Annotated in this window: 9 protein-coding genes and 1 tRNA gene; 9 read left to right on the forward strand and 1 reads right to left on the reverse strand. The window is 57.9% G+C overall.

Annotated elements, in window-relative coordinates; all coding sequences use genetic code 11:
- Window positions 1–55 precede the first annotated feature (55 nt).
- The gene (gene plsY, locus ACAM27_RS00210) at window positions 56–649 is read left to right on the forward strand and encodes a glycerol-3-phosphate 1-O-acyltransferase PlsY (protein WP_014420447.1); all 594 of its coding nucleotides are present in this window, start codon (window positions 56–58) and stop codon (window positions 647–649) included.
- Between the two features lie 12 nt (window positions 650–661).
- Here plsY and tsaD read toward each other — a convergent pair whose 3' ends face one another.
- Window positions 662–1717 carry a tRNA (adenosine(37)-N6)-threonylcarbamoyltransferase complex transferase subunit TsaD gene (tsaD, locus tag ACAM27_RS00215; protein ID WP_011784191.1) on the reverse strand — a complete coding sequence of 352 codons (1056 nt, stop codon included), beginning with the start codon at window positions 1715–1717 and terminating at the stop codon, window positions 662–664.
- Window positions 1718–1950: 233 nt separating this feature from the next.
- Between tsaD and rpsU the strand changes: the two genes are divergently transcribed.
- The 8 genes from rpsU to ACAM27_RS00255 all read left to right on the forward strand — a co-directional run bounded on the left by rpsU (window position 1951) and on the right by ACAM27_RS00255 (window position 14123).
- Window positions 1951–2166 carry a 30S ribosomal protein S21 gene (rpsU, locus tag ACAM27_RS00220; protein ID WP_007153483.1) on the forward strand — a complete coding sequence of 72 codons (216 nt, stop codon included), beginning with the start codon at window positions 1951–1953 and terminating at the stop codon, window positions 2164–2166.
- Window positions 2167–2320: 154 nt separating this feature from the next.
- The gene (gene dnaG, locus ACAM27_RS00225) at window positions 2321–4072 is read left to right on the forward strand and encodes a DNA primase (RefSeq protein WP_369612385.1); all 1752 of its coding nucleotides are present in this window, start codon (window positions 2321–2323) and stop codon (window positions 4070–4072) included.
- A 118-nt stretch (window positions 4073–4190) separates the two neighbouring features.
- Window positions 4191–6047 (forward strand): RNA polymerase sigma factor RpoD, encoded by a 1857-nt coding sequence (rpoD, locus tag ACAM27_RS00230; protein ID WP_011784189.1) that lies wholly within the window; start codon window positions 4191–4193, stop codon window positions 6045–6047.
- A 60-nt stretch (window positions 6048–6107) separates the two neighbouring features.
- Window positions 6108–6184: transfer RNA gene (locus tag ACAM27_RS00235), tRNA-Ile, on the forward strand.
- Between the two features lie 343 nt (window positions 6185–6527).
- Window positions 6528–7865 carry an alkane uptake protein AupA gene (aupA, locus tag ACAM27_RS00240; protein ID WP_222197620.1) on the forward strand — a complete coding sequence of 446 codons (1338 nt, stop codon included), beginning with the start codon at window positions 6528–6530 and terminating at the stop codon, window positions 7863–7865.
- Between the two features lie 11 nt (window positions 7866–7876).
- Window positions 7877–11173: an Ig-like domain-containing protein gene (locus ACAM27_RS00245; RefSeq protein WP_369612386.1), complete on the forward strand. Its 3297-nt coding sequence runs from the start codon at window positions 7877–7879 to the stop codon at window positions 11171–11173.
- Between the two features lie 164 nt (window positions 11174–11337).
- Entirely contained in the window at window positions 11338–13632 is a 2295-nt protein-coding gene (locus ACAM27_RS00250) for a molybdopterin-dependent oxidoreductase (RefSeq protein ID WP_369612387.1), read from the forward strand.
- 32 nt (window positions 13633–13664) lie between these two features.
- On the forward strand, window positions 13665–14123 hold the full coding sequence (locus tag ACAM27_RS00255) for a DUF2489 domain-containing protein (protein WP_014420409.1): 459 nt from the start codon (window positions 13665–13667) through the stop codon (window positions 14121–14123).
- The last annotated feature ends 269 nt before the right edge of the window (window positions 14124–14392 follow it).

Below are 14392 nucleotides of genomic sequence, written 5' to 3' on the forward strand. Positions count from 1 at the left end.
CGGGCGGCATTTTCTCACAGAACACAGGGCCCAGTCTCTGTACAGCGGTTACGCCATGGACGTCTTTAGCCAACCCGTTGCGATTGTCTTGCTTTGCGCCAGCGCTTATCTGGCGGGTTCCGTGCTGTTCGCGATACCAGTGTGCCGCCTCTGGAAACTGCCAGATCCTCGCGCCCTGGGTTCCGGCAACCCCGGAGCCACCAATGTGTACCGGGCAGGTGGCTGGCAACCCGCGCTGGCAACCCTGGTGCTGGATGCGTTCAAGGGCTGGTTGCCCGTCTGGCTCGGTCAAAGCCTTGGCATGTCCATTCTGGTGCAGGCCATGATTGCCCTTTGCGCGGTGACCGGACACATGATCCCGGCATTCTATCGGTTCAAAGGGGGCAAAGGTGTTGCCACGGCCCTCGGGGCAGGGTTGGCACTGGCGCCGCTCACCACCGCCATCATGGCAGGCTTGTGGCTGGGCGTGATGTGGCGCTGGCGCATTTCAGCCGTGGCCTCTCTGGTGGCGATCACCAGCGGCCCACTCATCAGCGCCCTGCTGGAACCGGAAACCCTGCCCCTGTTCGGACTGCTGACCCTGCTGATTGTGGTGCGTCACCGCAACAACCTGATTCGCCTGGCCCAGGGGCGGGAAACCGGGCTCTAGCGTCTGATCAGGCTAGTCCACGAGGCCGTTCTGACGCGGTTCCGCCACTGGCGGCAAAGTGTTCATAGGCCACCGGGGGACCGCCACAATCCGCTCGCCATCCTGCTGACCGGCCTTTAGCCGCTGCGCACCGGCATAGGCAATCATGGCACCGTTGTCGGTGCAGAACTCCGGACGAGCGTAGAACACTGAACCACGCAGCTTTTCTGCCATGGCTTCCAGTGACGCCCGCAACCGCTTGTTGGCGCTGACCCCGCCGGCAATGACCAGCCGCTTACACCCTGTTTGCTCCAGGGCTCTGCGACATTTGATGACCAGGGTATCAACTACCGCAGCTTCGAACGCCAGAGCAATGTCTGCTTTTACCTGCTCATCCAGCGTACCTTTATCTTTTGCGTCGTTCACGGTGTTCAGGGTGAAGGTTTTCAGGCCGCTGAAGGAAAAATCCAGGCCGGGACGATCGGTCATCGGGCGGGGAAAACGGTACTGCCCCTCTCGACCCTTTTCCGCAAGGGCAGCTACCCGGGGGCCACCCGGATAATCCAGCCCCAGCATTTTCGCAGTTTTATCGAACGCCTCGCCGGCGGCATCATCCACCGATTCACCCAGCATCTGGTACTCACCAATGCCATCCACCCGCACTAACTGGGTATGGCCACCGGACACCAGCAGCGCGACAAACGGGAACGCCGGCGGATTGTCCTCCAGCATGGGCGCCAGCAGGTGACCTTCCATATGATGCACGCCCAACACCGGAATCCCCAGTGCAAACCCCAAGGCATGCGCCACCGAGCCGCCCACCATCAGGGCACCCACTAACCCCGGCCCGGCGGTATAGGCGATACCTTCGATATCGGAACGGGCTTTACCGGCTTGAGCCAGTACCTCATCGCATAAAGGAAGCAGCTTGCGGACATGATCCCGGGAGGCCAGCTCAGGCACCACGCCGCCATAATCGGCGTGCATACCGATTTGACTGTAAAGGGCATGGGCCAGCAGTCCCCGCTGAGCGTCAAACAGGGCTACACCGGTCTCATCGCAGGAGGTTTCAATACCAAGAATCAGCATAATGGGCACTACATCCAAGGGGTGTCGGGTACGTGGGCGGCATTTTAGCAGAAACCCGAAAGCTTCCGGCAGTTTCGTTGAACAGTGATTGACCTTGGCCAGCCCAGCGGCTATCATTGCCGCCCTAAATTAGCACTGGTCGAGTTTTAGCCAATCTGACCAGGGATCGAGCCCGTACGGCACTGGCCGACGGAACAAATTGAAACCGAATCTATCAGGTAGGTGATTTTCGAATGCCAGCTGTTAAAGTGAAAGAGAATGAGCCGTTTGACGTAGCACTGCGTCGCTTCAAGCGTTCCTGCGAGAAGGCCGGTGTACTGTCTGAAGTACGTCGTCGTGAGCACTACGAGAAGCCGACCGCTGTTCGTAAGCGTAAAGCAGCTGCTGCCGTTAAGCGTCATCTCAAGAAGCTTCAGCGGGAACAGCGCAAGTTCGAGCGTCTGTACTGAGTTCAGGCGCGCATCGACTGCACAACTGATTGCCGGAACGGCGTTTCGCCCCACCCGGCAAGCTGAAAATGCCGCCGAGGCCTGGCTTCGGCGGCATTTTTGGCTATGGCGAAAATGCCTTCGCACCCGGCACCCCGGCTGAAGTGGAGCCACCATGAGCGGATTGATCCCTCAACGCTTTGTTGAAGACCTGCTGGATCGCATTGATCTGGCGGAGCTGATCGGTTCGCGCATCACGCTGAAAAAAGCCGGAGCCAACTACAAGGCCTGCTGCCCGTTTCACGACGAGAAGACGCCATCATTTAACGTTCGACCGGACAAAGGCTTCTATCACTGCTTTGGCTGTGGAGCCCATGGCGATGCCATCAGCTTTGTTCGCGAATTTGAGGGCCTGGGTTTTACCGAAGCGGTAGAAGAACTGGCCAAGCGTGCCGGGCTGGAAGTGCCGTACGACCGAGCTGCCAAACAGGAAATGCAACAGGCGCGGACACTGACCGATGCCCTGGAGTTTGCCAACCGGTTCTATCACTCAGCACTGACCAGTCAGCAAGGCGGTTATGCCCGGGACTACCTGAAGCAGCGGGGACTGGATGAAAACATTATCCAGCAGTATCAGATTGGTTTTGCACCGGGCACCGGCACGGCACTTTACGACGCCGCCCCGAAGGATCTAAAAGCACCACTGATTGAGACCCGCACGGTGTCGGACCAGTACGGCCGCCCCAGGGATCTGTTCCGCAACCGGGTTATGTTTCCCATCCGGAACACCCGAGGCAAAACCATCGCCTTCGGCGGGCGCACGCTGGGTGACGACAAGGCCAAGTACATTAACTCGCCGGAATCGGACGTTTTCCACAAGAGCCGGGAAATCTACGGCCTGTTCGAGGCCCGGCAAGCCATTCGACAACTGGACAAGTTGCTGGTGGTCGAAGGCTATATGGATGTGATTGCGCTGGCCCAGCACGGCATCCATTACGCGGTGGCGACTCTGGGGACGGCCACCAACCAGGACAGCCTGACCGCACTGCTTCGGCACGTTCGGCATATCGTGTTCTGTTTTGACGGCGACCAGGCAGGTTTTCGGGCAGCGGACAGGGCCATGGAGAATGCCCTGGAACTGATGGCAGACGGGCTGCACCTGCAGTTCCTCATGCTGCCAGAAGGCGAAGACCCGGACACACTGGTGCGCAAAGAAGGGCCGGACGCATTTCAGAAGCGTATTGAGGGCGCCACACCCTTCTCACGCTATCTGTTTGATCGCCAGAGCGAGGGCCTTGATCTACAGTTGCCCGAACACCGAGGCGAACTTCGGGCACGGGTTGAGCCCTTGCTGAACAGGATGCCCCGCAGCACGTTGCGGGACGCCATGTGGCACGAAATGCTGCGCCTTTGCGGCGGCCGCAACCAGTGGCAGAACCGCCAGCAGGGCCAGAATTACAAGGCACGGGGCTGGCGCGGTGAAGGCCAGAGCCGGCCCACGGAAGAGCGGATTGACGTAAAACTCAGCAAAGACAGCACCTTGTGCCTGGCCTTGCTGGAAGCACCGGAACTGGCAACCGAAGTGAAAGCTCTGGCAGACAGCACCCGGCAGCTTGAACGCGCGGGGCGTTTTGCCCGCTGGTTACTGGAAGAAAAAATTCAGACCCGCAAGACACTGGTCGCGGGGCTGGCCACGAACAAACAGGCCAGGGACAGGTTTTACAACCTGTTTGACGAACTGGAGCACATACCGGCCCGGGAAAGCACACTGGCGGCTGCCAGAGAGCTGTTAAGCCCGAATGAAGAGGCCGCGCGTCAGCAGAGGCTGGCAACACTACTCCGGAACCTGGCACAGCTTTCCCCGGAAGAACGGGAGGAGCTGCGAACGCTCAGCGCCGGTACGTTAAATCCGAAGGCTGAAAGCTGAGCACTTGAAACCTGTTGCCCTGATCACCATCTAACCATTCGGTGGCAGCGCAACCGAGCGACAGCTATAATGGCTGTTTAACTTTTTTCCTTTTTAAAAGCGAGTTCACAGGGTGTCTATGTCAGGCAATTCGCAGAAATCACGTTTGAAAGACCTCATCGCACGAGGCAAGGAACAAGGTTACCTGACTTACGCCGAGGTAAACGATCACCTCCCGGAAGATATCGCAGATCCGGATCAGGTTGAAGACATTATCCGGATGATCAACGACATGGGTATCCAGGTGTGCGAAGAGACACCAGACGCGGATACCCTGCTGATGACCGAAGGTGACTCCACTGCCGACGAAGCTGCTGCCGCCGAAGCCGCTGCTGCTCTTGCCGCCGTTGAGACCGACGCTGGCCGCACCACCGATCCGGTGCGCATGTACATGCGCGAGATGGGCACCGTTGAGCTGCTGACCCGCGAAGGCGAAATTGTCATCGCCAAGCGCATCGAGGAAGGCATTCGCGATGTCATGGCCGCTGTAGCACATTTCCCGGGCACCGCCGGCACCGTGATTCAGGCCTACGACCGCATCATCGAGAATGAAGGTCGCATCAGCGACATCGTCACCGGCTTCCTCGACCCGGACGACGCCGAGCCGTTCATGGGTGAAGACACCAGCACCGAAGACACCTCTGCTGATGACAGCGATACCAGCAGCGATGACGACGATGACGACACCTCCAGCGAAGACGACAACGACAACGGGCCAGATCCGGAAGAAACCCGGCTGCGCTTCGAGCTGCTGAAAGAGAAGCTGGACGCTGCCGAGAAGGCCTTGGCCAAACACGGCCGTGGGCACAAGAAAACCCAGGAAGCCCTGAACGAACTGGGCCAGGTTTTCGCCCCGTTCAAGCTGGCCAACAAGGCGTTTGACGAACTGGTGAACGTCGTTCGTTCAACCAACGACCTGGTCCGCGAGAATGAGCGCGCCATCATGCAGATCTGTGTACGCGACTGCAAAATGCCGCGCAAAGACTTCATCAAATGGTTCCCGGGCAACGAAACTGATCTTGAGTGGGCCGGCGAAATTGCCGCCACCAAAAAGCCCTATGCGGCCGCGATCGGTGAGCGTGTAGATGAAATCGTTCGCCTGCAGAAGCGCATCCAGAACGTTCAGACCGAAGTGGATCTGGACGTAGCCGACATCAAGGAAATCAACCGCCGGGTGTCTATCGGTGAGGCGAAAGCCCGCCGCGCCAAAAAGGAAATGGTTGAGGCCAACCTGCGTCTGGTTATTTCCATCGCCAAGAAATACACCAACCGCGGCCTGCAGTTCCTCGATCTGATCCAGGAAGGCAACATTGGCCTGATGAAGGCGGTGGACAAGTTCGAGTACCGTCGTGGCTACAAGTTCTCCACCTACGCTACCTGGTGGATTCGCCAGGCCATCACCCGCTCCATCGCGGATCAGGCCCGCACGATCCGGATTCCGGTGCACATGATCGAGACGATCAACAAGCTCAACCGCATCTCCCGCCAGATGCTGCAGGAGATGGGCCGCGAGCCCACACCCGAGGAGCTGGGCGAGCGCATGGATATGCCGGAAGACAAGATCCGCAAGGTGCTGAAGATCGCCAAGGAGCCGATCTCCATGGAAACACCCATTGGTGACGACGAAGACAGCCATCTGGGCGATTTCATCGAAGATATCCAGGCTCTATCGCCAGTGGATTCTGCCACCGCTGAAGGCCTGCGCGAAGCCACCCGCTCCGTGCTGGCCGGCCTGACCGCTCGGGAATCCAAAGTACTGCGCATGCGCTTTGGCATCGAGATGAACACCGATCACACTCTGGAAGAAGTCGGCAAGCAGTTCGACGTTACGCGAGAGCGTATCCGTCAGATCGAAGCCAAGGCCCTGCGCAAACTGCGGCACCCTTCCCGCTCCGATCACCTGCGCGGCTTCATTGACGACCAGGGCAACGGTTAATCCCCAAGACAGTAGCGGGCGCCACCCCTCGTGGGTATAATGGCGCCCGCTTTCTTTTCCGGGCCTATAGCTCAGTTGGTTAGAGCAGGGGACTCATAATCCCTTGGTCGCTGGTTCGAGTCCAGCTGGGCCCACCATTCCGTTCTATCGCGCTGGACCTCATCGAACTACTCCAGCCTGACTGTCCAAGATTTTTGCATCATTCCAAAGCTCCCACCGAGGAGCTTTTTTTGTGCCCGTTCACAAAACCGCAAACATTAAGTAACAGAAATACACAGAAGCCCACCTTTTAAGCTCATGAGTTTTCAGCCGTTTTAGACAATTCTTGAGGTACGTGGTTCTACCGACACCCTGTCGTGTCAAAAATGCCAACGTCCCGATCAGACAAGCCTCATACACTAAAATCTGAACAAGCGTACCAGTCCTGAAAGGAATCCCTCGGGACTGAGCACAAAAACAATGAGTGAACGGAGTGTATACATGGTTCTTTCCCCCCGATTCTCAGTACGGGCGGTATCCCTTGCCGTTGCAGCAGTTTCCGCCTCCCTGTCCATGCCCACCAGTGCCAGTATGGGCAACCTGGGTACCAGCTATGGTGTAATGCCGGTCGATGTGGCCACCGCCCAGTCCCTTTCAATGTTCAATGAGCAGGTTTCTGCCACCTACTACAATCCGGCAGCACTGACGAAAGATCCTCGTGGCGAGCTTACGGCGGGTATCCTTCATTCTGAACAGGAGCTGCGCTCCGATAATCCCAACGCCAGCGGGGACATTGTCTCCGACTCCCCGAGCCAACACGTTTTGATCGGCATGAAGACCAACCTTGGGTCACTCACCCGGTTCGGGCACCCCATCTATCTCGGGTTTATTGCGGGCGTGGAAAAGTACGGTAAGGAGATGCTGGCTTTCAGCTCTGAAACCAGCGAGAGCGGACAGTTCCTTCAATACGGGAAAGAACCTTTGTTCCTTAACATCGGTGGTGCAACCCCGATCTGGCGTGGCATCTCCGCCGGTGCTTCGGTTCGGGTAACGCTCGAGGCAACCGCTAATCTTGATGCTGTCTCGACGCTGGGCGGCGAAACCAGCCGTGAGCGCCTTGCGGTCAATGCCGAGCCTTCTCTGAAGACCATTCTGGGCACGAACATCGATCTGGGCAGCACATTTTGTCCTGAATCTGACTGCTTCCTGAACGGATGGGAAACGGCGGTGACCTACCGGACGAAGTCATCGGCCTCAACCACAGTCGACTCCAACATCATCGTGACCCAGACCATCCCGGATCCCGGGCTCAGCCTGGCTGTGACAACCATCGACTCATTCCAGCCGGAAACGATTGCCATCGGCACCCAATACTCGGGTGACGGCTGGCGCATCGGCGGCAGTATCGAACAACAGAACTGGTCGGAACTGGAAGACGAATTCAGCGGCGACTCCATCAAGGACCAGGGTTCAGTAGCTTCCGGAAACCGGATCGGCTTCGACGACATTCTGATCCCCCGCCTCGGCGCTGAATACCAGTTGAACAAGAACTTCGCTGTTCGTGGCGGTGTTGCCTACGAAGAGTCTCCCCTTAAAACCACCCGTAATCCGGAGCTCAACTACCTGGATACCGACAAACTGGTGGTTGGCCTTGGTATCAGTGCCACTTACGACCGCACCCGCCTGCTGGCCTACCCGGTGCGGCTCGACCTGGGCTATCAGTACCAGCAACTGCAGGAGCGCGACTTCACCCTCGTTGACTACGACGGTGACGAAACCAGTGTCACTGCCGATGGTGATATCCACGTATTCAGCGGATCCATCACCCTGAAGTTCTGAGGAGGCTTGCCATGAAGTACAACAAGACCCTGGCACTGATTCCGGCCATTTTGCTGGCCGCCTGCGGCGGTGGCGACAAACAGACCATTGACGAAAAACCCAGACCCGGCTCGATGGTCTATTCCTTCCCGATGGATGGGCAGGCTGATATCAGCCCGAAAGCCGACATCGTGCTGCGCTTCTCTCATGCGATTACCGATGATGAAGCAACCCTGCAGAACAAGATCATCCTGCAGAGTAGCGGCCAATCCCAGCCTTTTACGGTGACATTGATTGATAGTGGCAAAAGCCTGAAGCTCGAGCCCGCTAACCCGCTTGCGACCGGCCAAGAATTCACCGTGACGTTCCAGGAGCCGCTGGCAGCCGAGGGCGGCCGGCAAATCACTACTCCGAACGCGACAGGTGATGACGGCATCCAGTTCGCAACCCGCGGCGCCTATGCGGGTCTCGCCGAACTGGCCAACACCGCAGATACCTTCGATATTGCCTGGCAAGTGCCCGCCAGCGACAGCCCGTTCCAGGCCATGAACTTTTCGACCTTCCGGTTTGCCATGACACAACCGGTGCATCCTGAGTGGCAATCACTCGGCGGCAGTATTCAGCTGCGGGACGCCAGTGGTCAAGAGGTTCCGGCGACTGTACTGGTCAAAGGCAACCGCATTACGGTGGACCCCTGCGTAACCCCCGAACCGTCGCAGTGCGGCAGCAAGCAGGATATTCTCAATACCGGTGAGACCTACACCCTGCAGTTGACCAACCTCGCCAGCCTGACGGACAGCAGTGAAGAGAACCGCTTTACTGGGGAATTCACCTTCACCCCGAGAGACACCGGGCCGACGGTTGTCCTGCAACAAACCGCCGTAGATTCCGGTAATGGCGAACTTACCTCTGTGCTTAACGGCCAGGCCCTCAATGCCGTCACGCTCAACTCGGTACTCCAGGGCGAAGCTGGCCCCTCTCAACAAACCGGGGACCTGTTTGCCGAGCTCGCCTACGCCCCGGCGTTTGACGCTGATGAAGCACTGCCCCTGCGCATTCCCAAAGGCAGCGTGCTGGAAAGCACCAGCCTGAACGTGCTGGTGGGTGGCAAGGTACAGGTTCTGGATGCCGCGACTGGCGAAGACCAGCAAACCGGCACCATCAAAGTGACCATGCTCTCGGACGCATCCGGTTACATGAGCCCGAACCAGTACACCGACGATATCAATGCCCCGCGGCATATCACCCTGTTCATGGACGTATCCATGAACACGGAGGCAGCACAGCCGAATGCCGCGCTGTCCCAGGATCTGATGGGGGTTGAACTGCGCGGTATTGCTCTGGTTCGGGACGGCGTTCTGACCATCGACGCCATCGGCATGGTGGAACCAAACCTGCTGGGCCAGGAATTCACCGATTCCACCATTGCTTTCCATCTGCAGGCCGCAACCGATGCCGACTCGGTACTGGATGCCGAGAACCTGCGGGAACTGGATGCCACACCACCCAGCCTGGTGAGCTGGATGCCCGGCCCTGCGAACGCCGTTCCGGCAACCCGACAGTCTATGCAGCGCCCGGGTGACCCGATCATTCTGTTCTTTGATGAGCCGCTTGATCCGAAATCAATCGAAACTGGCATCACGGTGTCGGAAAACGGCACCCCGATTGACGTTCAGCATGCTATCGACGGCACCACGGTAACCCTGAACAAAGCCGGCGGTCTGGAGCATGGCAAAACCTATGATGTGAGCGTCAACGGCGTCTCCGATCTGGCCGGGAATGTCGTCGCCCTGGATACGCTGACCTTCTCACTGGATCCCATCGAAGGCAACAACGTTGAGGTTCGCCCGCCACTGGCACTTACTACCTATCCCGGTTTCCCCTGCGAAACCAATCACAGCGCACTGGACCTTGCCAATGGCGTGCTTGGCCAGTGCTATGATGTGAGGGGCGATGCCTATAACGGAGGACGGGCAGCAACAGTCGACACCATGCCGGTAAGTGAAATGCCGGCGGATCGGCCCATCACCGTGGTTTTCTCAAAATCGATGGACATCAACTCCTTTATTCTCGGCCAGACCTTCGCCGTTGAGAAAGTGACTCAGTCCGGTATCGGCGCGGGAACTGTGAGCGTTGTCGAGAGCGTGCCCGGACGGCTAGAGAAAAACACTCAGCGGGTGCGGTTCTTTCCGGATCAACCCTGGGAACCCGGTGCTCACTATCGTTATACCCTGGCATCCTCAGAGAGCTCTGGCGCCTGCTCGCCCGGGAGCTACAGCGCAATCTGCGACACCGATGGCCTGGCTCTGAAAACGGATCTGCTCGAGGGTCTGAACGACCCGGATGGTGGAAATGATCCGCTGGTGATCTATTTTACGGCCACAGAAGCGGTCTCGACGGTATTCACACCGCTGAGGAACCTTCCCATTCGCGATACCAACTCGAACTTCCTGATTGACTGCAATCCCTATGACAGCAGCAAGGGTAACCGGGCATTTGAGAATACCGACGACTGCCTCGAGCCGTTTGCCCATGAAGGCAGTGATGCGGAGGGATGGGCTCCCTCTGCCAACGCAACCAAGCTGGCCGTTCGCAATCAAACAGCTCAAGCCAGTGCTCTTGCAGGCGGTAATGTACCGGCGCAGGTCGGTTGTGACGCCGGCGAAGGGGTCTCCTGCCCTCGCAGCAAGTTCATTTATCAGACCTACGCCCTGAACACTGAGGTAAAAGGCCCCGGTACCTATGATCCGGATCCAACCGTTGAGGGTGATGAGATCGAGGGCATTCTTGTGGATCTCTATCCAACACTGCTCGCAACCAGCTCCATCAGCGTTTTCACCAAGATCAAGCTGGCAGGCCTTATTCCACTGCAGGAAGAAACGGTGACAAACACCCAGGTTCTCAGGATGCGTTACGCGAAAGATGATCCTTCGTGCACCGGTAGCAACTGCGCACGCAACTCACTCATTCCCGGGGTGATCGCTGAAGGCGAAAATGGACAGCCAGTGTTCATCACCAAGGCGGACCTGCTGCTGGACGCTCCAGACATGGTCATTCCACTGGGCGGCACCCATGATCTCTATGGCCGGCCATTCACTCTCGACCTCAAAGGAGACATCACCTTCTTTGATGACGGGCGAATGCAAATCGAGCAACGTAATGTGAATTTTGTTGGCAATGCGGATGAGCTTCTGGTGACAGCCAACACGGCGGGAATCTCTCAGATCGGCCTGGTAACCATCAAGTTACCGCTGGAGATTCCGGTTGATGGCACCTACCTCAACTTCATCTCCAACCCGGTCAAAGACCTACCGGCACAGTACGAATAAAACACGGGTTACTCAGGTCTACCCTCCTCAGGCCAGTCTCCGGACTGGCCTTTTTTATGGGCCTTTCGGGGCCACAATCACAATCGGTTTTTCATTCCGGGTCGTTTTCCTGATAATCTGGTTGCAATATGAAACCCAACAACAAGAATTCCGGGAGAGCCTGCATGGAAAACGGCGTCCACTACCGCACCTGTCACCTCTGCGAAGCCATGTGTGGCGTTGCCATTGGGGTCAACAACGGCAAGATCACCAGTATCAAGGGCGACGACCAGGACCCTCTGAGCCAGGGTCACATCTGTCCCAAAGCGGTCGCACTTCAGGATCTGCATGAAGACCCGGAGCGTCTGAAGAAGCCGATACGCAAAACTGCCCAGGGCTGGGAAGAGCTATCGTGGGAGGACGCCTTTGACCTGGTTGCCGAGAAGCTTCACGGAATTCGGAAAACCTACGGCCGGAACAGTATCGGGGTCTACCTGGGCAATCCCAATGTCCACAATCATGGCGCCCTGATGACCACCATGCCGTTTTTGCGGGCCATCGGCACTCAGAATCGCTTCTCTGCCACCTCCAACGACCAGCTACCGCACATGTTGGCCAGCCTGGAGATGTTTGGTCACCAGATTCTGTTTCCGATTCCGGACATCGACCATACTGATCTGTTTATCTGTATTGGCGGCAACCCGATGGCCTCAAACGGTAGTCTGATGACCGTACCGGACATCCGGGGCCGCCTTAAAGCACTGCGGCAACGCGGTGGGCAACTCGTCGTTATTGACCCCCGACGCACCGAAACCGCCCGCCTGGCCGACAGATTCCATTTTATCCGACCCGGCACCGATGCCTTCCTGCTGATGGCCATGGTACACACTCTGTTCGAAGAGAACCTGGTGGACCCTGGCGCGGCCGAGCGGCTGGTGAAAGACGTGGATCTTCTTCGCCTGGCCGCCCTGTCGTTCTCACCGGAAGCGGTAACCAGGCACACCGGCATTGAGGCTGAGGCCATCCGACAGCTGGCGCGACAGCTGGCGAAAACGCCACGGGCAGCCCTGTATACCCGAATGGGCACCAGCACTCAGGCGTTTGGCGGTACCACCACGTGGCTGGCGTACTGCCTGAATATCCTGACCGGCAAGCTGGATATACCCGGTGGCGTACTGTTTACCCAACCGGCGGTGGATCTGGTGGCACTCGGCGCCATGTCCGGGCAGCGCGGGCATTTCGGTAAGCGCCACAGCCGGGTTCGCGGTCTACCGGAATTTGCGGGAGAGTATCCGGCCAGCACCATGGCCGATGAAATGCTTACACCGGGCGAAGGTCAGGTCCGTGCCTTTGTGACCGTGGCCGGCAACCCTGTGCTATCAAGCCCTAACGGCCAGCGACTGGAGTCAGCCCTGGAGGGGCTGGATTTCATGGTGTCCGTGGATTACTACCTGAACGAAACCACCCGCCATGCTGATGTCATTCTGCCGCCAACGGCGGCCCTGGAGCGCAGTCACTATGATCTGATCTTCAGCCAGTTTGCCGTACGCAACGTAGCCAAGTACAGCGAAGCACTGTTTCCGGCAGCGGACGACGCCCGCCACGACTGGCAGATTCTGCTGGAGCTCGCACACCGTCTGGAACAACAGCGTAAAGGCGGGCGCCTGCCCCTACGCTCGGAAATGGGCTGGAGGGCGTTCAAAAAACTGGGACCAGATCCTATTCTGGATCTGCTCTTGCGAACAGGCCCCTATGGTGCCGACGCCGGCCCGGTGCGCCCATTCGCCCAAACCGCCATCGAACTGGTGATGGACATTCTTCCGGAGCGTAACCCCCTCAAAGGCCTGGCCCGGCTGAGCCCACTCAACCGACGTTGGGATGAATTACCTAAAGGCCTATCACTTTCTGCTCTGAAAGCCGCACCGCATGGCATTGACCTCGGTCCCCTGCAACCGGCGTTACCGGAAAGGCTGTTCACCCGCGATGGTCTGATTCAGATGGCACCCCGCCGCTATCTCGCGGATGTGGAGCGCATGCAGGCTACCCTTGAATCTGCACCCGCTGACGGCCTGCTGTTGATTGGCCGTCGCCATGTCCGCAGCAACAACTCGTGGATGCACAACAGCCAGCGTCTGGTCAAAGGCAAAGGCCGCTGCACCCTGCTTATCCACCCGGACGACGCCAGCAAACGAGCGTTGAACCCCGGAGATCATGCCGAGGTTTCGGTTCAGGGGCGAGACGTGGTGATCCCGGTGGAAATCACCGAAGACATTATGCCGGGTGTGGTGTCCATCCCCCACGGTTGGGGTCACCATCGATCAGGCACCGGCCAATCAGTGGCATCGTCCCACGCCGGGGTCAGCATCAACGATCTGTTGGATGATGCCTTGGTGGATCCGGTTTCGGGAACCTCGGTCTTGAACGGCCAGGCGGTTGATGTCAGAGTCTGGCAACCCGAACCTCAACAGAAACAGGCCTGATAGCGGCCTCTTGAACAAACAGGAGTGTAACCATGCCCAGAGGGCTGCAATTGGTCTTTATTGCCATCGGGCTGGTTATTATAGGTGTGTTACTGGTGTATATCTGGCGCCAATCCAGGCTGTTGTCCGAACAGCGGCTGCGCCAGAAGAAAACCGAGGAGTTTCAGGCCCGGCGTCGGGACGAAATGATTGAAAGTATCCGGATTATCGCCATGGCGGTAGAGGAAGACCAGGTGGAGTATTCCGAGGCCTGTCTGAGATTCAAGGGTCTGCTGGATTACCTGGCCCCGGAACTGCTGGAAAAACCACCCTTTCAGGTGTTCCAGACGGTGCACGACAAGATTCAGCATATGCCCACCCATCGGGCGAGGAAGAATACCGACTCCGCGACCATCCGGGAAATGGACAAAGAACGGTTTGCGGTGGAAAGGGAGTATTCCGATGAAATCCGTCGGGCCGCTACCGCAATCCGGCATCATCGTTTTGACTGACGCCAGGGTTTTGTAACTTTTTGTTACTGACCGGACGCCCGCCTCAAAAATATGTCAAAGCAAATCAATAGCTTTAAGCCTCAAGGAAAGCTGACACCATGCTCATTTATGTAATCTGCATGCGGTCACCTTTCCTTTTCCCGGAGCTTGTCTAAATTTAAAAACAGGAGGCCGCTCCCACCACACTGGAACAGCCTCCCCGTTGTTTTCTCCTGACAAGTTTGGACGACTCTGCAACAAGCGGGTGAACTTGCCGGCCTCAAAGGCCG

The organism is Marinobacter sp. RI1, assembly GCF_041155085.1.
GTDB classification, from domain to species: Bacteria; Pseudomonadota; Gammaproteobacteria; order Pseudomonadales; family Oleiphilaceae; genus Marinobacter; species Marinobacter nauticus.